This is a genomic window from Mycobacterium paraense (assembly GCF_002101815.1).
Lineage (GTDB): Bacteria > Actinomycetota > Actinomycetes > Mycobacteriales > Mycobacteriaceae > Mycobacterium > Mycobacterium paraense.
Genome location: NZ_LQPM01000013.1, coordinates 1 through 19,868 on the forward strand (window position 1 = coordinate 1; position 19,868 = coordinate 19,868).

Consider the following 19,868-nt stretch of genomic DNA (forward strand, 5'->3'; position numbering starts at 1 on the left):
CGACGACGCCACAGCGCACTCGCAGGACGACCCCCGATCAGCCGACTGCGACCAACCTGATGACCGAGTACAGCTAGATCGCCAGCGGCGGAATGGCGTTGCGCGGCACCTGGGCCTGGGCCGGGCCGGCGAACGCCGGGAGCATCTCGCCCGGGGCGAAGTAGAAGATCAGCTGGTCGTCGGTGATGGCGAAGTTCTGATAGTGCGACGGGTCAAGCCCGTTGGACGGCAGGATGGCCGCCCCGAACGGGTTCTGCCGGTTCAGGTCGCGCTGCACGATCGGGAAGATGGCGTCCAGCGGCGGCGCGCCCGGCGCGAACAGGTTGTCGAAGGTGATGGGCTGCTTGCTGCCCAGGTTGTAGTTGAACGCCTTGTACCAGGTGGACGTGCGCGACCCGCCGACGTCCTGGAAGAACTTCAGCACGACGCTGCGGGTGTTGTGCGGCGGCTGGCCCGCGGTGTGCTGCTCGGTGGTGGCTTCCATCTGGTAGGGCTGATCGCGCGCCCCGGAGCCCTGGGCGACGTTGATGAACCCGTCGCGGTTCTGCGTGACGTAGTCGATCAGCGCCTGCTCGTCGGGATAGTCGGCCGGGAACGTCATGTTGAGCATGTAGGTGGGCCCGGCGGCGTGGACGCGACACATCTGCCCGGCCTCGACGGTGCCACCCACGCCGGCGCACGACGGCGGCTCGGCGGCCGCGCGGGGGGCCTGCGGCCAGGCCAGCATGACCGCGGCCAACAGCGCCGCGGCCGCTATCGGGTAACGCATCGTCGAATTGTCCTCGCAGATTTAGGGCGGGGCGCCTACCAAAGTGACCGCAGCCAGCCTACCCGCGGGCTATCGCGAGGCCCGGCAGACGAAGGCCGTCGCGTGACCGTCCGCGCCGGAGCCGATGCGGGTGATGACCACCGACAGCGGGCGGTCGCCGCGCGGCCGCAGCCGTCGGCGCAGCGCGTCGGGGTCGACACGAACCCCGCGGACCAGGATCTCCAGCGCCCCGCAGTCCAGCGCCGCCAGCGACCGTCGCAGCCTGCGCTCGTCGAACGCCACCTGCTCGAGCACCTCGAAGCCGCGCACACCAGGCGGCAGCCGGTCCCCGGACAGGTAGGCGATGTCGGGGTCGAGTTGCCACAGCCCGTGGCGGGCGCCGTAGTGGCGCACCAGCCCGGCCCGGACCACCGCGCCGTCGGGGTCGACGATCCATTGCCCGGCCGGCCGCACACCGCACTCGTCCGGTTCGGTGTCGGTGATCTGCTCGCCGCGATCCAGCACGCTCGCCCGCCGGCGCACACCGGGCCCCGACAGCCCGGCCGACCACAGGCAAGCCTCCCGGACCGACCCGCGATACGACGTCACCTCGATCTCGCCGCCGAAACCGAGGCGGCGCACCCGATCGAAATCGATTCCGGGGGAACACTTTACGGCGAAGTCACGGTCCCGGTAGGTGTCGAGCAACGCACCGAGGCCCGGCTGGTAGTCCTCGACATGAAAGCGCCGTCGCCCGCCGTGACGGCGCCCCGGGTCGGCGACGACGACCGCGTCACGGGTGATCGGCCGCAGCGCGTCGGCGCGGCAGAGGTGGGCGGCCGGCCCCAGGTTGTGGCGGGCCATCGCGAGGCGCACCGCGTCGATGTCGCTGCCCACGGCCCGGATCCCCGCGCCGCGCAGTGCGGCCATCTCGGTGCCGATCGAACAGGTCGCGTCGTGCACCGGCGCGCCCGCCCGCGCGAGCCGGCCGGCCCGGTGCAGGGCCACCGGCGCGGCGGTGGCCTGCTGCAGCGCCTCGTCGGTGAACAGCCAGTTCGATACGTCGCCGAGCTCCCCGAGCTTGTCCGGGGCGCGACGGCGCAGCAGCGCCGTCTCCACCAGCACCGGCGCCCGCTCACCGAACCGGGCGCGCGCCGCCGCGACGTCGGCGATCCGGGTGGCTTCCGTCAGCTCGAGTTCGCCGACGACGGCCAGCGCCGCGGTCCCCGATTCCGACCGCAGGTAGCTGACGTCGTCGCTGCGCCATCGCAGCCCGGCACTCAGGAGGGTTTGACCCCGGTGACCATCACGTTGTAGAACCAGCCCTTCGGCACCAGGTGCCGGGACACGTTGGCATCCAGCCAGCTCAGCGCCTTCCAGCTGTTGAACGCGAAGTGCGCCCAGCCCCAGCCCAGGCGCCCGGGCGGGACCGCGCATTCGAACGTGCGCAGCGGCCAGCCCAGCATCGCGGCGGTGAACTCCACGGTGGCGGTCCGCACCTCGACCGCGCCGGCGTTGCCGGCCATCCGCTCCAGGTCCTGCGGCGCGAAGGTGTGCAGGTCCACCAGCGCCTCCAGCGCCGCGGCGCGCGAGGATTCGTCCAGCTCGGCCTGCGGGCGCCGCCAGCCGCCCAGGCCCGGCAGCTTGGTCGCATTCGTGACGACCCGCCAGGTCAGCGTCGACAGGGCGCGCGCGTAGACCTCGCCGGCGTTGCTCGGCTCGCCGGCGAACACGAACCGGCCGCCGGGGCGCAGCACCCGGACCACCTCGCGCAGCGACAGCTCGACGTCGGGGATGTGGTGCAGCACCGCGTGGCCGACCACCAGATCGAAGGTGTTGTCGTCGTACGGGATGCCCTCGGCGTCGGCCACGCGGCCGTCGATGTCCAGCCCCAACGACTGCCCGTTGCGGGTGGCGACCTTGACCATGCCCGGCGACAGGTCGGTGACCGACCCGCGCCGCGCCACCCCGGACTGGATCAGGTTGAGCAGGAAAAACCCGGTCCCGCAACCCAATTCGAGCGCGCGGTCATACGGCAGCTCCCTGTGCACCTCGTCGGGAACGACGCCGTCGAAGCAGTCCCGCGCGTAGTCGACGCAGCGCTGGTCATACGAGATCGACCACTTCTCGTCGTAGGTCTCGGCCTCCCAGTCGTGGTAGAGCACCTGGGCGAGCTTGCTGTCGTGCCGCGCGGCCTCCACCTGCTCGGCGGTGGCGTGCGGGTTGGGAACGGCGTCGGTCGAACTCGTCGTCATGCAGGGCAGCCTAATCGGCGCGGGGCGGCGGACCGAAAACGGCATTGATTCCGGCCTTGGCTTCGGCCAGCGCGTGCCGCGGCCCCTCCAGGAAGCGGCGCGCCCACCCCGCCGCGGCGTCGTAGACGTCGTCGGGGGCCACCATCTCGTCGATGAGGCCCAGCGCCAGGGCCTCCTCGGCGTCGAAGAACCGCCCGCTGAACACCAGCTCCTTGGCCCTGCTCGCCCCGGCGGCGCGGGCCAGGCGCGCCATTCCCCCGCCGCCCGGGACCCGGCACGCCAGGATCTCGGTGGCGCCGAACTTGACGTTGTCGCCGCTGACCCGCCAGTCGGCGGCCAGCGCCAGCGTCAGGCCGGCGCCCAGCGCGTAGCCGGTGATCGCGGCGACCGTCGGCTTGGGGATCGCGGCCACGGCGTCGACGGCCTGCCGGCGCACCCGGTCCGCGGCGGCGGCCTCCGGGGCGGTCAGCGTCTCCAGCTCGGGCAGGTCGTCGCCCGCCGAGAAGATCTCGTGGCCGCCGAACAGGATCACGGCGGCGACGTCGTCGCGGCGGCCCAGCTCGTCGGCCGCGGAGACGATCTCGCGGTAGACCTGCCGGGTCATCGCGTTCGTGGGCGGTCGCGACACGAGCAGCATGGCCAGGCCGGCGTCCCGCGTCCCGTCGCTGACCACGACGCTGACGAACTCCCTCAATGCCGCCACCCCATGCCGCCCGCCTCGCGGGCCTGGTGATAGCGGTCGGAGTCGAAGAACTCGAAAACCCAGTTCTCGCCCTGGATTTCGAGGTGCGGCTGCACCGTGACGATCTGGCGCTCGACGGCCAGCACGTCGGCGACGGTGCGCCCGGCCAGGGAGTCCAGCTGCGTCCAGGTCGGCGGCAGCAGAAAGCAGCGGCCGGCCGCGAAGTCGTCGATGGCGGCTTGCGGCGTGGTCCAGCCGGCGCGGTCGGACTCGGTGTTCTGCCCGTCGGCCCGCTGCCCCTGCGGCAGGGCCCCCACAAAGAAATAGGTGTCGTAGCGGCGGGTGCGCTCGGCCTCCGGGGTGACCCAGTTGGCCCAGGGCCGCAGCAGGTCGGAGCGCAGCTCCAGGTTCTCGCGGCGCAGGAAGTCCGCGAACGACAGCGTCCCGTCGGCCAGCGCTCGGCGGGCGTCGGCGTACACCGAGGCGTCCCCGACGATACTGTCCGGTGCCGTCAGGCCCTGGCCCGCCGGCCCCGCGAACAGCACCCCCGATTCCTCGAACGTCTCCCGGGCGGCCGCACAGACCAGGGCCTCGGCCAGGTCGGGTTCGATGCCGAACCGCTGCGCCCACCACGCCGGCGGCGGCCCGGCCCACGCGATGTCGGCGTTGCGGTCCCGGTCGTCGACGCCGCCGCCGGGAAACACCATCGTCCCCGCCGCGAACTCCATCCGGGCGTGCCGGCGCATCAGGAACACCGCGATGCCGTCCGGGTCCTCGCGGATCAGCATCACGGTCGCGGCGGGCCGGGGCACCAGCGGCGGCGGGTCCTGCGGTGAACTCATAGTTGCCTCCGGTGGGCTGCGCGGGTGCGGACGCGGCGGGCGAAATAACGCCCGTCGGCGACGTCGAGGGCGATGGACTGGCCGAACGCGGCCGACAGGTTCTCGGCGGTCAGCACGTCGGGCAGCAGGCCGGCGGCGACCACCTTGGCCTCCGACAGCAGCATGCAGTGGCTGAAGCCGGGCGGAACCTCCTCCACGTGATGAGTGACCAGCACCAGCGCGGGCGCATCGGGGTCGGCCGCCAGATCGGCCAGCCGGGCCACCAGCTCCTCCCGGCCGCCCAGGTCCAGGCCGGCCGCGGGCTCGTCGAGCAGCAGCAGTTCGGGATCGGTCATCAACGCGCGCGCGATCAGCACCCGCTTGCGCTCCCCCTCCGACAGGGTGCCGTAGGTGCGGTCCGCGAGGTGTTCGGCGCCAAGGCTTTCCAGCATGTCGATCGCCCGCTGGTAGTCGACGTCCTCGTAGCGCTCCCGCCAACGGCCCAGCACCGAGTAGCCCGCCGACACGACGAGGTCGCGCACCAGCTCGTCGGTGGGGATCCGCTGCGCCAGGGCCGAGGAACTCAGCCCGATCCGCGAACGCAACTCGGAAACGTCGACCCGGCCCAGCCGCTCGCCGAGGACGAACGCCACGCCCGACGAGGGGTGCTCGCTGGCCGCGGCGATGCGCAGCAACGACGTCTTGCCGGCGCCGTTGGGCCCGATGATCACCCAGCGCTCGTCGAGTTCCACCGCCCAATCCAGCGGCCCGACCAGGACGCGGCCGCCGCGCTTCAGCGACACGTTCCTGAAGTCGATCAGCAGATCGGGGTCGGCTGCCTCACTTCCGCTTTCGGGCACCCGACCATCGTGCCGTACCGCGATCGCCACTAATCCGGCGGGATCTCGACCCGGCGCAGCTGGCCGTCCACCGCGTCGGCGGCCTCGATCTCCCCGCGCGTCACGCCCAGCAGGAACAGCACGGTGTCCAGGTAGGGATGGCTCAGCGACGCGTCGGCGACCTCCCGCAACGCCGGCTTGGCGTTGAACGCCACGCCCAGGCCGGCCGCGGCCAGCATGTCGATGTCGTTGGCGCCGTCGCCGACCGCCACGGTCTGCGCCATCGGCACCCCGGCCTGCTGCGCGAAGTCCCGCAGCGCCGCCGCCTTGCCGGCCCGATCGATGATCGGCCCGACGACCCGGCCGGTCAGCGTCCCGTCGACGATCTCCAGCTCGTTGGCGGCGACATAGTCGAGCGCCAGCTCCTTCGCCAGCGGCTCGATGATCCGGCGAAAGCCGCCGGACACCACGCCGCAGTGAAAACCCAAGCGCCGCAACGTCCGTATCGTCGTCCGGGCGCCGGGCATCAGCTCCAGCTGCTCGGCGACCTCGTCGATCACGGTGGCCGGCAGGCCCTTGAGCGTCGCCACCCGCTGCAGCAGCGACTGCGCGAAATCCAGCTCGCCGCGCATCGCGGCCTCGGTGATCGCGGCGACGGCTCCCTGCGCGCCGGCCCGGGCCGCCAGCATCTCGATGACCTCGCCCTGCACCAGCGTGGAATCGACGTCGAACACCACGAGCCGTTTGGCGCGCCGCTCCAGGCTGTACTCCTCGACCGCGACGTCCACCCCCTCGTCGGCGGCCACCCGGGTCAGCGCGTTGCGCAGCGCGCCGTCGGCCAGCGGCGGCGCCGACACCCGCAGCTCGAGGCCGGTGACCGGGTAGTCGGAGACGCCGCGGATGAGGTCGATGTTGACGCCCAGCGCCGCCAGTTCCCGGGCCACCGCGCCGAACGCCCGCGCCGTGATCGGGCGCCCGAGCACGAACACGGTGTGGGTCGACGGGTCCCGGATGACCGGCACGTCGTCGCTGCGCTCGATGCTGACGTCCAGGCCCATCCCGCGGACGGCGGACTCGACGTCACCGCGCAACACGCCGCCGTCGGCGACCTCCGGCGGGCAACACAGCAGCACGCCCAGCGTCAGGCGCCCGCGGATCACCACCTGTTCGACGTTGAGCAGCTCGACCCCGTGCCGCGACAGCACCTCGAAGAGCGCCGACGTGACGCCCGGCTGATCCACGCCGGTGACGGTGATCAGCACCGACACCTTGGCTGGAGAGTTCACTCCCGGCTGCCGCCGCTACTGCTCAGCAGTGGAGCGGTCCGCTTCGGTTCGCGGCCCGAATCCCTTCGGCGACTCGAGCGCCGTGGCGTGCCGCCCGACGTGCGCCTCCGCGCGCAGCCGTTCCACCATGTGCGGGTAGTGCAATTCGAAAGCCGGTCGCTCCGAACGGATCCGGGGCAGCTCGGTGAAGTTGTGCCGCGGCGGCGGGCAGCTGGTCGCCCACTCGAGCGAGTTGCCGTAGCCCCAGGGGTCGTCGACGGTCACCACCTCGCCGTAGCGCCAGCTCTTGAAGACGTTCCACACGAACGGGAACATCGACGCGCCGAGGATGAAGGCGCCGATCGTCGAGACGATGTTCAGCCCCTGGAACCCGTCGGTGGGCAGGTAGTCCGCGTAGCGCCGCGGCATCCCCATATCGCCCAGCCAGTGCTGCACCAAGAATGTGGTGTGGAAGCCGATGAAGGTCAGCCAGAAGTGCAGCTTGCCCAGTCGCTCGTCCAGCAGCCGCCCGGTCATCTTCGGGAACCAGAAGTAGATGCCCGCGAACGTGGAGAACACGATGGTGCCGAACAGCACGTAGTGGAAGTGCGCGACGACGAAGTAGGTGTCGGTCACGTGGAAGTCCAGCGGCGGGCTGGCCAGCAGCACACCGGTCAGGCCGCCGAGCAGGAAGGTGACCGCGAAGCCCACCGAGAACAGCATGGGCGTCTCAAACGTCAACTGGCCCTTCCACATCGTGCCGATCCAGTTGAAGAACTTGATCCCGGTGGGCACCGCGATCAGATACGTCATGAACGAAAAGAACGGCAGCAGAACGGCTCCGGTGGCGAACATGTGGTGCGCCCACACCGCGACCGACAGCGCCGCGATCGACAGCGTCGCGTACACCAGCGTGGTGTAGCCGAAGATCGGCTTGCGCGCGAACACCGGGAAGATCTCGGTGACGATGCCGAAGAATGGCAGCGCGATGATGTAGACCTCGGGGTGGCCGAAGAACCAGAACAGGTGCTGCCACAACAGGACTCCGCCGTTGGCGGCGTCGTAGACGTGCGCCCCCAGGTGCCGGTCGGCGGCCAGGCCGAACAGCGCCGCCGTGAGCAACGGGAACGCGATCAGCACCAGGATGGACGTCACCAGGATGTTCCAGGTGAAGATGGGCATCCGGAACATCGTCATGCCGGGCGCGCGCATGCAGACCACCGTGGTGATCATGTTGACCGCGCCCAGAATGGTGCCCAGACCGGCGACGATCAGGCCCATGATCCACAGGTCCCCGCCGGGGCCGGGCGAGTGGATGGCGTCGGTCAGCGGCGTGTAGGCGGTCCAGCCGAAGTCGGCGGCGCCCCCCGGGGTGATGAAGCCGGCCGCGCCCATCGTCGCGCCGAACAAGAACAGCCAGAACGAGAAGGCGTTCAGCCGCGGGAAGGCGACGTCGGGCGCGCCGATCTGCAGCGGCAGCACCAGGTTGGCGAAGCCGAACACGATCGGGGTGGCATAGAACAGCAGCATGATCGTGCCGTGCATGGTGAACAGCTGGTTGAACTGTTCGTTCGACAGGAACTGCAGTCCCGGCGCCGCCAGCTCGGTGCGCATCAGCAGCGCCAGCAGCCCACCCAGGAAGAAGAAGATGAAGCAGGCGACGCAGTACATGATGCCGATCAGCTTGTGATCGGTCGTGGTGATCAGCTTGTAGACAAGGTTCCCTTTGGGACCGGTCCGGGCCGGGTACGGACGGACGGCCTCGAGTTCTCCCAGCGGGGGGGCTTCGGCTGTCAACAGCTCCTCCAAACATCGTCGGACAGGGCCCGAACCCAGTATTGACTCCGAATCTTAGCCCCCGACGAACTCGGCGTCAGGGGCAGTCCTACAAACTGTCGTAAATGGCCCCGAAGTCGCCGAATGTTAGCGTGAAACGCGTGCTGGGGAGGCGATCGATCATGGCGGCGGCCGCTCTGGCGGCCGTCGTCGCGGCGTGCGCCGGATGCGGTTCGGAAGGCTCCAAGCCGTCGTCCCGGTCGCTGATCACGCCGACCACCCAGATCGCGGGCGCCGGCGTGCTGGGCAACGATCGCCGGCCCGACGAGTCGTGCGCGCGCGACGCCGCGCCGGACGATCCGGGGCCGCCGACGCGCCAGGCCCGCAACGCGGCCGGCATCACCCCCGACACCGTCGCGGTGCCCGCCGAACCGCGCCGCATCGTGGTGCTGTCCGGGGACCAGCTCGACACCCTGTGCGCCCTGGGACTGCAATCGCGGGTGGTCGCCGCCGCGTTGCCGGACGGCGCCTCGAGCCAGCCCGCCTACCTGGGCAGCGCGGTGCACGGCCTGCCCGGCGTCGGCACCCGCAGCAACCCCGACCTCGGCGGCATCGCCGCGGCCCACCCCGACCTGATCCTGGGGTCGGAGGGGCTGACCCCCAAGCTCTACCCGCAGCTCGCGGCGATCGCGCCCACGGTGTTCACGGCGGCGCCGGGCGCGGCCTGGCAGGACAACGTGCGCGGCGTGGGCGCGGCCACGGCGCGCACCGCCGCGACGGACGCGCTGATCAACGGCTTCACCCAGCGGGCCACCCAGATCGGTGGCAGCCACGACGCTTCCCACTTCCAGGCGTCGATCGTGCAGCTGACCACCAGCGCCATCCGGGTCTACGGGGCCAGGAACTTCCCGGCGAGCGTGCTCGGCGCGGTCGGGGTGGACCGCCCGGCCGCCCAGCGGTTCACCGACAAGCCGTACCTCGAGATTCCCGCCACCGACGCCGATCTCGCCAAGAACCCGGATCTCTCGGCCGCCGACGCCGACGTGGTCTACATGTCCTGCGCCACCCCGGCCGCCGCCGACCGCGCGGCCACCGTGCTGGACAGCAACCCGTGGCGCAAGCTGTCCGCCAATCGCGACAATCGGGTGTACATCGTCAACGACGAGGTGTGGCAAACCGGCGAGGGCGTGATCGCGGCCCGCGGCATCGTCGACGACCTGCGCCTGGTCAACGCCCCGATAAACTAGCCGCCGGGGCGGGCCGCCACCCCGCCGAGTGGCCCGAGAACATTACCTTAGCTAAACTTCTTGAGGACGCATCGACATCAAAGAGGGATATTCATGAGCACAGTTTCGGCGTACGCCGCCACTTCGCCGACGGCACCGCTGACCAAGACCACCATCGACCGTCGCGACCCCGGCCCGCGCGACGTCGCGATCGACATCAAGTTCGCCGGGATCTGCCACTCGGACATCCACACCGCCAAGGGCGAATGGGGCACGCCGAACTACCCCGTGGTCGTCGGCCACGAGATCGCCGGCGTGGTGTCCGCCGTCGGCTCCGAGGTCACCAAGTACAAGGTGGGCGACCACGTCGGCGTGGGCTGCATGGTCAACTCCTGCGGCGAGTGCAGCAGCTGCAAGGCCGGGCTCGAGCAGTACTGCAAGCCGGGCGCGACCTTCACCTACAACTCCATCGACAAGGACGGCACGCCGACGCAGGGCGGTTACAGCCAGGCGATCGTCGTCGACGAGAACTTCGTCCTGCGCATCCCCGACTCCCTGCCGCTGGACAAGGCGGCGCCGCTGCTGTGCGCCGGCATCACGCTGTTCTCCCCGCTGCGGCACTGGAAGGCGGGGCCCGACACGCGGCTGGCGATCATCGGCCTGGGCGGCCTGGGGCACATGGGCGTGAAGCTGGGCGCGGCGATGGGCGCGCCGGTGACGGTGCTGTCGCAGTCGCTGAAGAAGATGGAGGACGGGCTGCGCCTGGGCGCCAGCAACTACTACGCGACGGCGGACCCGGACACCTTCAAGAAGTTGCGGGGCAGCTTCGACCTGATCCTCAACACCGTTTCGGCGAACCTGCCGCTCGACGACTACATGGGCCTGCTCGACGTCGACGGCACGCTCGTCGAGCTCGGCATCCCCGAGCACCCCATGCAGCTGCACGCGTTCCCGCTGGCCCTGGCCCGGCGCAGCCTGTCCGGGTCGAACATCGGCGGGATCGCCGAGACGCAGGAGATGCTGGACTTCTGCGCCGAGCACGACGTGACGCCGGAGATCGAGCTCATCGAGCCCGACTACATCAACGAGGCCTACGAGCGGGTGCTCGCCAGCGACGTGCGCTACCGCTTCGTGATCGACATCTCGAAGCTGTAGCGGCCTTTCAGGCGCGCTCCGAGGCCGGTTCCGGTTCGCCGTTCGCCGCGCCCTGCTCGGCGACCGTTTCCGGTCCCTTGGAGATGCCGACCAGAGGCCAGCCGGCGGCGGCCAGCTTGGCGGCCACCCGCGCGATGTTCTCGGGACCGGCGTCGTGGTGGGTCACACCGGCGATGAAATCGGCGATCACGTCGCGGTCGATCGCGTCGCCCGCCTCGACCTCCTCGTCGATCTCGTCGACGACGTCCTTGATCTCATCCTCGGTCAAGGGCGTGCTGCGCAGCAGTTCGAGCAGCGGAACGCGGTCGGGTCCGGGAACGCCGTCGGGGTAGCCGCACTGCAGCCACCGGATCACTGAACGGAAAAAAGCGGCCGTAGAAGATGGGGTTATCGCCACGCCCATAAGTGTCACGGGTGCGCGGTCAGCGGCGCCACCGTAGGGCCTGACCGCCCCGACAATTCATGCGCCGTTCACGATCCGATCAGCAGTCCCGCGCGTCGGTTACGCGGTCAGGCCATTGATGACGGCGTCCAGTACGGCCTCGATGGCGAACACGCTGATGGCGGTCAGCGGATATGTGATCGGAAAGAAGAGGATGAGCACCACATCGTCGGCGACGCGGCCCAACTGATCCCACGCGAGGTTCGGAAAGGCACCGAACGAGTGCACGAAATTGCCCGCGGAGGCGGCTAAATCGCTCGTGACGGCCTGGAAGAATTGGGGCAGCGTGAGGAATGTCGGCGTGAGCGTCGCGGCGATCCCGGACTCGGCGCCGGAATAGGACGCCGAGGCGGCGGTGAGGTTGTGTGCGAATTGCTGATGGAAGCTCGACGCGCTCTGCGCGATCGCCTGAAAGGCGGCGGCGTGGGTCGACATGACGCTGGCGATGCCCGCCGATACCTCGTCGGCGGCGGCCGGCAGCAGGGAAACGGTCGGCTCGGCGGCCGTCAGGCGGGCGATGTCGAGTGTCGAACCCAGGTGAGTCAATTCATTTGCGGCCGTTGAAATCACATCCGGAACGGCGATAACACCAGGCATCTTCGGTCCTTTCATCGCACCGCCCCCTGGCCGGAATAAACATAGTTCTTCGCCAATTCTTCGTCAATTGCTCACCTGACCGGCGCCGCGGCGCCTGGAATTGCCGCAGCCGACCGAACAACAGGACCAAAGTGGATGGTTTCGCCTTGGTTTGTATTCCAAATGCGCGGCGGTAAGGCGGATTTCGTCACATTTGCCGATAAACACCCGGATGGTGCCGAGCTGTTAAATAGTGGCCGTTCTCGTCGGACGGTCCATAATCGGCCCGGCCACCTGGCTCGCGTGGCGAGCCCGATTTCCGCCGCTGCGCTTGGCGGCGTACATCGCGTCGTCAGCGATCGCGATCAGCTGCTCGATGCGGGCGGTAATATCGCGACCGCTCACGAAATTCACCTCGGCGCTGGCGGTGCCGATACTCGCCGTCATCTTGGGGGAAAGGCTCGTCACGGCGGCGCAAATCCGCGCGGCCAGCGGCTCTATCTCGGAAGTCGCACAGGTTAGCGCGATGAGAAACTCCTCGCCGCCGGCGCGGCAGATGATGGCGTCGGGGGGCGTGTGCTCGATCAGCAACCTACTGACCGCCCGAAGCGCATCATCGCCCACGCAATGACCATGGGTGTCGTTGATGCGTTTGAAGTTGTCCAGGTCGATCATCACCACCGCCAGACGGCTATGCGCATGGGACGGATTCGCAAGGCGATGGCCGACCACCTCCACGAACGCGCGCCGGTTCAACAGGCCGGTGAGCGCATCCTCTTCGGAGCGCTGCGCGTACCCCCGCATGGCCTGCGACATACCCCAAGCACCAAGCAGCACAGACACATTGACGAAATTGATCAACCAGAACGCCCCTATCGCCGCGGCGATGCTGACGTCGCCGGCCAGGCGCGCCACCGCCGCGAGCGCGATCGCGACAGCCACTGCGGAGTGGAACAGCACGAGTTTTCGTCGGTGGAATACCGCGGTGTAGGCACCCGTAACCGTCGTGGCGGTACAGACCAGGGCGGAGAGAGCCGCGGTGGGCTGGACCACGCTCCACCCACCGACACACAGCAAGCCGATCATGGCGGTGGCCTCTGACTGCCGTCGCGTGGGCCAGCGCGTCAGCCAGAAGGCGGTCATGCCGATGCTGAACGCGATGATGAGCCCGCCCACGACCACCGCGCCCACGCTCGGGTGGTGTTGGCTGAACAACGCGCTCAACGGCGCCATCGCCGCCGACGCGCAGACGACAGCCATGATCCGCTGTGCGGCACGCAACCGTCCGCGCTGGCAGAGAAACGCCTTGATCCACTCGTACTTGTCGGGCCTATTGCGCCAAGGAATCGGCCGGGACATCCGTCGGCAACCTCCGAAAGAAGCATCGCGCGCGCAGCAGCGCGAGAAGGTCGTAGAAAGGAACAGTAGGCCCGACATCATGAGTAGACCAGAGAAACGAGGGTGAAAGTTTGGTTTTACCGCGATTTACTGAACTTTAACCCTGTGGACGGCTGAGGCGGCTCTGGCCGCGCAGTTGGATTGCTCGGTCGCCGATTCGCCGACGACCGCTTTAGAAGTCCCAGTCCTCGTCCTCGGTGACCACGGCCTTGCCGATGACGTAGCTCGACCCCGACCCGGAGAAGAAGTCGTGGTTCTCGTCGGCGTTGGGCGACAGCGCCGACAGGATCGCCGGGTTGACGTCGGTCTCGTCGCGCGGGAACAGCGCCTCGTAGCCGAGGTTCATCAGCGCCTTGTTGGCGTTGTAGCGCAGGAACTTCTTGACGTCCTCGGTCAGCCCGACCTCGTCGTAGAGGTCCTGGGTGTACTCCACCTCGTTGTCGTAGAGCTCGAAGAGCAGCTCGTAGGTGTAGTCCTTCAGCTCGGCGCGCTTGGCCTCGTCGACCAGCGCCAGGCCGCGCTGGAACTTGTAGCCGATGTAGTAGCCGTGCACGGCCTCGTCGCGGATGATCAGCCGGATCATGTCGGCGGTGTTGGTCAGCTTGGCCCGGCTCGACCAGTACATCGGCAGGTAGAACCCGGAGTAGAACAGGAAGCTCTCCAGCAGCGTGGAGGCCACCTTGCGCTTCAGCGGCTCGTCGCCGCGGTAGTACTGCATGACGATCTCGGCCTTGCGCTGCAGGTTGGGGTTCTCCTCCGACCAGCGGAAGGCGTCGTCGATCTCGGCCGTCGAGCACAGCGTGGAGAAGATCGAGCTGTAGCTCTTGGCGTGCACCGACTCCATGAACGCGATGTTGGTGTAGACGGCCTGCTCGTGCGGGGTCAGCGCGTCGGGGATCAGGCTGACCGCCCCGACCGTGCCCTGGATGGTGTCCAGCAGCGTCAGACCGGTGAACACCCGCATCGTCAGCTGCTTCTCGCCGGCGGTCAGCGTTCCCCAGGACGGGAGGTCGTTGGACACCGGGACCTTTTCGGGCAGCCAGAAATTTCCCGTCAGCCGGTCCCAGACCTCGGCGTCCTTGTCGTCTTGCAGCCGGTTCCAGTTGATCGCCGAGGTCCGGTCGATCAGCTTCATGTTTTCGGTCACCAGAACCCCACTTCACCAGGCTGTTTTGCTCGGATGTCTAGGCCACAAACACTACCCCTGGGGTACGACAACCCGCGGCAACACAACACGTTGTGTTTGCCGTGTCGCAGCGTCAATCCAGCCCGGCCCTGCGCAACGTGTCGGTGAGGCCGTCCTCCAGGGCGCTCAGCGCGATGTCGGTCAGGCGACCCAGGTCGTCGATGTCGTGCTCGCCTTTGGCCATCCACGCTTCCAATGCCACGAACACCGCGGTCGCCAGGCTGTGGGCCGCGACGTCGGCGATCATCGCGCCTTCGGCGGTGGGCGCGGAACGTTCATGGATGAAGCGGGCGATCTCGTCGGCGACCTGATCGCGCATGCGCCGGACGTGGCTGGCGATGATCTCCTGGTCGAGATCGCGCGACCGGATGGTGGCCGCTTCGCGGACCATCGCGAAGTCAAAGGGGAAGGCGTCCATGGCTTTTCGCACCGACGCCGTGATGGGCTCCCCGTGCGGGCGCAGCGCCAACGCGCGGGCGAACCATTCGAAGCCGATGTCGTAGTCGGCGAAGATCACCGCGTGCTTCGAGGGGAAGTGCCGATAGAACGTTCGCTCGGTCACCCCGACGTCGGCGGCGATATCGGAAACGCTGGTTTGGTGCACGCCGTCGGCGACGAAGCGCTTCATCGCCGCCTGCAGTAGCGCCTGACGCGTGCGCTGTCTACGAGATTCCACCGTGCCAGCATGCCACGAAATGTCAGCATTGACGTAGATATGTCAGATGTGACATTGTGCCTTCTGTCCGGGACCCACACCGAAGGAGTCGCCATGGCGGACTACGACGCGATCATCATCGGCGCGGGCCACAACGGCCTGGTCGCCGCGAACGTCCTGGCCAAGGGCGGCGCGAAAGTCCTTGTCCTGGAACGGGCTAACTTCCTCGGCGGAATGGCCGCCACCCGCGAGCTCTTCGACGGGTACAAGCACAGCGTCGGCGCCTGGGCGGTACTGATCTGGCGCCAGGAGATGACCGAACGCCTCGAGCTCACCAAGTGGGGCTTCGAGCTGATGGATCAGTGGACGTCCACCTGCACGTTCGGCGACGCCGCCGACACGCCGTTCGTGATGTACAACGACCTGGAACGCATGGCTCGCCACCTGCTCGACGACCACGGCGCCGACACCGCGGCGGCCCTCGGCGGCCTCTTCGCCCACATCGGGCGATTCGCACCGTATTTCGTCGAGTCGGCCTTTGGCCCGCCGCTGGACATCATCGAGGTGATCGCCGCCCAGCCCACCCCGGGGGACCGCCACGATTTCGCCCAGATGTGGTACGGCAGCACGATGGACACGGTCCGGCGCTTCCTGGCGCCCGACCAGGCCCGCTGCATCCAGGGCTCGCTGGCGGCGATGTCGATCGACGCCTTCGACGGCGGGCCCTGGACCCCGGGCTCGAATGCCTCGACGCTGTACCACTACCTGATCGGCGGCGGCAACGTCGAATACATCATGCCGCGCGGCGGCATCGGCGCCCTGAGCGCCGCGCTGTGCCGGCGCGCCCAGGCGTTGGGCGCCGAGGTGCAGCTGAAGCAGCACGTGAAGCAGGTCCTGGTCGCCGACGGGCGAGCCACCGGCGTCCAACTGCGCGACGGCACCACGATTTCGGCCGACGCGGTGCTCTCGTCGCTCGACCCCTACACCACGTTCGTGAATCTGGCCGGCGCGCAGAACTTTCCGCCCGACTACATCCGCAAGGTCAAGGAAATCAACTTCAACCTCGGCTACATCCAGGCCCACCTGACGATTGACCAAGCGCCGCAATGGATCGAGCGGCTGCAGCCCTTCATGCACGACAACGGCCAATGGTGTCCCACCGTCGCCTACGCGCCGTCGCCGGAGTACATCAGCGACGCCTGGGAGCAATACCGCAAGGGCCAGCTGCCCGATGCGCCGCCCACGTATCTGTACATCCCCAGCATGGTCGATTCGTCGCTGGCGCCCGAGGGCAAGCACAGCGCAACGATTTTCACGCCCTACTTCCCCACCGGCCTGGACGCCGACGAAAACCGAAGCTGGAAGGAGCAATACGCGGACACCTGCGTGAACATCTTCGACACGTTCGCGCCCGGGTTCGCCGACTCCGTCACCAACCGCGTGGTGTTCTCCAACCGCTACTTCGGCAGCACCTTCAGCGCGCACGCCGGCGACTACTCGCACGGCCTGCTGCAGCCCAACCAGCTGTGGACGGGCCGCGTCGTCGAGGGCGCCGACAAGTTCGCCACGCCGGTCGACGGGCTCTTCCTGTGCGGGCAGTGCACCCACCCGGGCCCCGGGGTCACCGGCATCCCCGGGTGGAACGGGGCCGAGGCGGCCCTCAAGCACCTCAACGCCCGCGTCGCCTAGACCCCTAGGCAGCGCCCGGCGTTCTATGTACCATTTGGTACATGTTTAACGAGGACAGTATCGAGATCGACGCGCCGCCCCAGCTCGTGTGGGACGTCTTCAGCGACGTCGAACGCTGGCCCGAGTGGACGGCGTCGGTGACGTCGCTGACCGGGCAGGACGGATCCACCCTGGCCGCCGGCAAGCGGTTCGCGATCAAGCAACCCGGCCTGCAGAAGCTGGTGTGGCGGGTCTCCGAGATCGAACCCGGCACCTCCTGGACGTGGGTGCACCGCTCCCCCGGCGTGCGGGTGACCGCCCGCCACTACGTCACCGCCCTGCCGGGCGGCCGGACCCTGGTGCGCCAGGAACTCGATCAACGGGGCGTCCTCGGCGCGCTCGTCGCGCAGCTGATGGTCAAGCGGACCAAGCGCTTCCTCGCCATGGAGGCCCAAGGCCTCAAGGCCCGGTCGGAGCAGCTCAGCCGCGCCAATGGCCCGCACGCCTGACACCGAACGCCGCCGCCAACTACTGGATGCGCTGTTCGATGAGTTCGCCGCGAACGGCATCGGCAACCGTTCGCTGCGCGACGTCGCCGAAGCCGTCGGCACCAGCCACCGGATGCTGTTGCACCACTTCGGTTCTCGCGAAGACCTGCTGATCGCGATCGTCGAGGAGGCCGAGCGCCGCCAGATGGCCCTCGTTCCCGGCCTGCCGGCGGATCCGGCCGACGGCTTCGCCGCGATGTGGGCCGACTTGCGTCGCCCCGAACTGCGCCGGCTGGAACGGCTGTTCTTCGAGTGCTATTCGCGCGCGGCCCAGGGCGAAAAGCCGTTCACGCGGATGGTTCCCGGCGCCGTCGACGGCTGGCTGCGCGAGGTGGAGTCGGCCGCCGCCGGCGTCCCCTACGACGGCGCGATGGCCAGGCTCGGGCTCGCCGTCACCCGCGGCCTGCTGCTGGACCTGGTGGCCACCGAGGACGAGGCCGGCGTGGACGCGGCCGCGGCCGCCTTCGTGGAGCTGCTCCGCGGGCACGTCTGACTTCGTCGGGGCCTCAGCCGGTGGTGTAGACGATCAGCACGTCGGTCTTGGCCCGGCGGGAGACTTCGGAGGGGACCGATCCCAGCAGCCGCCCGGCGACGCTGCTGAGCCCGACGTTGCCGACGACGAGCAGGTCGGCACGGATCTCCTCGGCGAGCTGCACCAGCGCATTGATGGGTGGGCCGACGATCGGCTTCTCCTCCACGTCCCTGGCCCCGGCCTGGTGCGCCCGCTCCCTGGCGTTCTGCAGGATCGCGTAGAACGGGGCCTCGCCCACCGTCCGGTAGTCCTGACCGTGATCGCTCCCCGGCGGGATGGCGTAGCGGCCCTTTTCCACCGGGACGGGGAGATGCGCGGTCGCCACGATCAATTTCGCGCCGTGCTCCGCGGCGATCGCGGCTGCGCGCTCCACCGCGCGCAGCGACGAATCCGAGCCATCGGTGCCGACCACCACGGTCTGATAGGCGCTCATTGCCCTCCCAGTGTAAAACCCGACGCGACGGCTTAGGGAGCCCGAACTCGGGAAATGCCTACCCGGCGGGGCTCAGCTCCTTCTGACCGCGTCGACCGCGTACCCCGAAGAACTGGTACTCCTCGGGCTTGACCGCGCGGGTCGCCCGCCAGTACTGCCAGGTGTAGCCGCCCCACAGCACGGTGTTCTTGCCGTGCTCGTCGAGGTACCAGCTGGCGCAGCCGCCGGTGTTCCACACCGACTGCGAAAGCCTTTGTTGCAGTTGGTCATTGAACCGGTCCTGCGCCTCCCGGGTGGGCGCCAGCGCCTGCGCGCCCATCTTGTCGCACGTCTTGATCGCGTCGGCGACGTAGCGGATCTGCGATTCGATCATGAACACCACGGAGTTGTGCCCGAGCCCGGTGTTGGGACCCAGCAGGAAGAACAGGTTGGGCACGTCGGCGATGGTGATGCCGCGATGCGCGCCGATGCCCTCGCGGTTCCAGCGGTCGACCAGGTCCTCCCCGTGCCGCCCCTTGATCTGGACGTAGGTGTAGGAGTCGGTGACGTGGAAGCCGGTGGCGTAGACGATCACATCGGCCTTGTGTTCCCGGCCGTCGGCGGTGACGATCCCGTCGGACGTGATGCGGCTGATGCCCTCGGTGATCAGCTGGGTCTTGGGGTCCGCGACCGCGCCGTAATAGGTGGAGGAGTTCAGGATTCGCTTGCACCCGATGCGGTAGTGCGGCGTCAGCTTGCGGCGCAGCTCGCGGTCCTTCACCGAGCGGCGGATGTTGTATTTGCAGTAGGCCTCGATGAACTTCAGCGCGTTCGGCCGCTTGGTCATGCCGAAGGCCAGCGCCTCCTGGGCCCAGTAGATCCCCAGCCGCGTCAGCGCGCGCAGCCCCGGCACGTTCTCCATGGCCCGGCGCAGCGCCAGCGGAAGGTCCGGGTTGGAGCGCGGCACCACCCACGGCGGGGTGCGCTGGTAGAGCTGCAGCTCGGCGACCTGCCCGACGATCTCGGGCACGATCTGGATCGCGCTGGCGCCGGTGCCGATGATCGCCACGCGCTTGCCGGTCAGGTCGACGCTGTGGTCCCACTCCGCGGAATGGAAAGCGGGGCCGGCGAATTCGTCGCGGCCCTCGATGTCGGGGAACGACGGGATGTGCAGCGCGCCCGCGCCGGAGATGAGGAACTGGGCGACGTATTCGCGGCCGTCGGCGGTGAACACGTGCCAGCGGTTCTCGTCGTCGTCCCAGTGGCCGCGATCGACCAGGGAGTTGAACACGATGTAGCGGCGCAGCCCGTATTTGTCGGTGACGCCCTTGAGGTAGTCCCAGATCTCGGGCTGATACGAGAACGGGTTCTTCCAGTCCGGCTTGGGTTCGAACGAAAACGAGTACAGGTGCGACGGGATGTCGCAGGCGCAGCCGGGGTAGCTGTTGTCTCGCCAGGTGCCCCCGATGTCGTCGGCCTTCTCCAGGATGACGAAGTCTTGCCCACTGAAGCCCTGCTTTTGCAGCGCGATCGCCATGCCGAGACCGGAAAAGCCGGTCCCGATGATCAGGGCGCGGGTGTGCACCGGTTCGCGCGACTGGGTGGCTTCGGCGTACGTCATGGCATCGGTCACGGTGGATCGGTCTTCCTGTTAGCTCCGCAAATACCCAGTACCCAGGGTATC

The 19,868-nt window shown here is 68.6% G+C and carries 19 protein-coding genes and 1 pseudogene; 5 read left to right on the top strand and 15 right to left on the bottom strand.

Annotated features, from left to right (window positions below; genetic code table 11):
* Positions 1-73: 73 nt before the first annotated feature.
* The 8 genes and pseudogenes from AWB89_RS11965 to ctaD form a co-directional block, all read right to left on the bottom strand.
* A complete protein-coding gene (locus tag AWB89_RS11965; RefSeq protein ID WP_085093778.1) occupies positions 74-769 on the bottom strand; it encodes an esterase in 696 nt (231 codons plus the stop codon).
* Between the two features lie 69 nt (positions 770-838).
* Positions 839-2,020, bottom strand: coding sequence for a THUMP-like domain-containing protein (locus AWB89_RS11970; protein ID WP_085174489.1), 1,182 nt, complete (start codon positions 2,018-2,020; stop codon positions 839-841).
* 8 nt (positions 2,021-2,028) lie between these two features.
* Positions 2,029-3,003: a class I SAM-dependent methyltransferase gene (locus AWB89_RS11975; RefSeq protein WP_085093776.1), complete on the bottom strand. Its 975-nt coding sequence runs from the start codon at positions 3,001-3,003 to the stop codon at positions 2,029-2,031.
* A gap of 22 nt (positions 3,004-3,025) precedes the next feature.
* Positions 3,026-3,697, bottom strand: a pseudogene (locus AWB89_RS11980) (enoyl-CoA hydratase); the annotation flags it as partial.
* The gene (locus AWB89_RS11985) at positions 3,694-4,527 is read right to left on the bottom strand and encodes an NUDIX hydrolase (protein WP_085173820.1); all 834 of its coding nucleotides are present in this window, start codon (positions 4,525-4,527) and stop codon (positions 3,694-3,696) included. The pseudogene AWB89_RS11980 and the gene AWB89_RS11985, both read right to left, overlap by 4 nt.
* Entirely contained in the window at positions 4,524-5,390 is an 867-nt protein-coding gene (locus AWB89_RS11990) for an ABC transporter ATP-binding protein (protein ID WP_172405552.1), read from the bottom strand. Before AWB89_RS11990 ends, AWB89_RS11985 begins: the two co-directional genes overlap by 4 nt.
* Before the next feature lie 5 nt (positions 5,391-5,395).
* A complete protein-coding gene (gene serB, locus AWB89_RS11995) occupies positions 5,396-6,631 on the bottom strand; it encodes a phosphoserine phosphatase SerB (RefSeq protein ID WP_085173822.1) in 1,236 nt (411 codons plus the stop codon).
* 15 nt (positions 6,632-6,646) lie between these two features.
* Complete coding sequence (gene ctaD / locus AWB89_RS12000) at positions 6,647-8,407, bottom strand: aa3-type cytochrome oxidase subunit I (RefSeq protein WP_085173824.1); 1,761 nt, start codon at positions 8,405-8,407, stop codon at positions 6,647-6,649.
* A gap of 104 nt (positions 8,408-8,511) precedes the next feature.
* On the opposite strand from ctaD, the gene AWB89_RS12010 reads away from it, so the two are divergent.
* Entirely contained in the window at positions 8,512-9,633 is a 1,122-nt protein-coding gene (locus AWB89_RS12010) for an iron-siderophore ABC transporter substrate-binding protein (protein ID WP_142280268.1), read from the top strand.
* A 93-nt stretch (positions 9,634-9,726) separates the two neighbouring features.
* Positions 9,727-10,767, top strand: a complete 1,041-nt coding sequence (locus AWB89_RS12015) for an NAD(P)-dependent alcohol dehydrogenase (RefSeq protein WP_085093764.1) — start codon at positions 9,727-9,729, stop codon at positions 10,765-10,767.
* Between the two features lie 7 nt (positions 10,768-10,774).
* Here AWB89_RS12015 and AWB89_RS12020 read toward each other — a convergent pair whose 3' ends face one another.
* The 5 genes from AWB89_RS12020 to AWB89_RS12040 form a co-directional block, all read right to left on the bottom strand.
* Positions 10,775-11,170: a DUF3349 domain-containing protein gene (locus AWB89_RS12020; RefSeq protein WP_170929047.1), complete on the bottom strand. Its 396-nt coding sequence runs from the start codon at positions 11,168-11,170 to the stop codon at positions 10,775-10,777.
* 99 nt (positions 11,171-11,269) lie between these two features.
* Positions 11,270-11,821 carry a PE family protein gene (locus tag AWB89_RS12025; protein ID WP_085093760.1) on the bottom strand — a complete coding sequence of 184 codons (552 nt, stop codon included), beginning with the start codon at positions 11,819-11,821 and terminating at the stop codon, positions 11,270-11,272.
* A gap of 210 nt (positions 11,822-12,031) precedes the next feature.
* Complete coding sequence (locus tag AWB89_RS12030) at positions 12,032-13,144, bottom strand: GGDEF domain-containing protein (protein WP_158089821.1); 1,113 nt, start codon at positions 13,142-13,144, stop codon at positions 12,032-12,034.
* 211 nt (positions 13,145-13,355) lie between these two features.
* Positions 13,356-14,330, bottom strand: a complete 975-nt coding sequence (gene nrdF, locus AWB89_RS12035; protein WP_170929045.1) for a class 1b ribonucleoside-diphosphate reductase subunit beta — start codon at positions 14,328-14,330, stop codon at positions 13,356-13,358.
* Between the two features lie 112 nt (positions 14,331-14,442).
* Complete coding sequence (locus AWB89_RS12040) at positions 14,443-15,045, bottom strand: TetR/AcrR family transcriptional regulator (protein ID WP_139830476.1); 603 nt, start codon at positions 15,043-15,045, stop codon at positions 14,443-14,445.
* Positions 15,046-15,138: 93 nt separating this feature from the next.
* On the opposite strand from AWB89_RS12040, the gene AWB89_RS12045 reads away from it, so the two are divergent.
* From AWB89_RS12045 to AWB89_RS12055, 3 genes are read left to right on the top strand one after another with little or no spacing between them, the layout of a single operon-like run.
* On the top strand, positions 15,139-16,713 hold the full coding sequence (locus tag AWB89_RS12045; protein ID WP_158089822.1) for a phytoene desaturase family protein: 1,575 nt from the start codon (positions 15,139-15,141) through the stop codon (positions 16,711-16,713).
* Positions 16,714-16,754: 41 nt separating this feature from the next.
* Positions 16,755-17,201 carry an SRPBCC family protein gene (locus tag AWB89_RS12050; protein WP_085173832.1) on the top strand — a complete coding sequence of 149 codons (447 nt, stop codon included), beginning with the start codon at positions 16,755-16,757 and terminating at the stop codon, positions 17,199-17,201.
* The gene (locus AWB89_RS12055; RefSeq protein WP_085173834.1) at positions 17,185-17,733 is read left to right on the top strand and encodes a TetR/AcrR family transcriptional regulator; all 549 of its coding nucleotides are present in this window, start codon (positions 17,185-17,187) and stop codon (positions 17,731-17,733) included. Before AWB89_RS12050 ends, AWB89_RS12055 begins: the two co-directional genes overlap by 17 nt.
* Before the next feature lie 13 nt (positions 17,734-17,746).
* On the opposite strand, the gene AWB89_RS12060 is transcribed toward AWB89_RS12055, so the two are convergent.
* Together AWB89_RS12060 and AWB89_RS12065 are read right to left on the bottom strand one after the other, a co-directional pair.
* Complete coding sequence (locus AWB89_RS12060) at positions 17,747-18,205, bottom strand: universal stress protein (RefSeq protein ID WP_085093748.1); 459 nt, start codon at positions 18,203-18,205, stop codon at positions 17,747-17,749.
* Between the two features lie 58 nt (positions 18,206-18,263).
* Positions 18,264-19,805 (bottom strand): flavin-containing monooxygenase, encoded by a 1,542-nt coding sequence (locus tag AWB89_RS12065; protein WP_085174493.1) that lies wholly within the window; start codon positions 19,803-19,805, stop codon positions 18,264-18,266.
* Positions 19,806-19,868 lie beyond the last annotated feature (63 nt).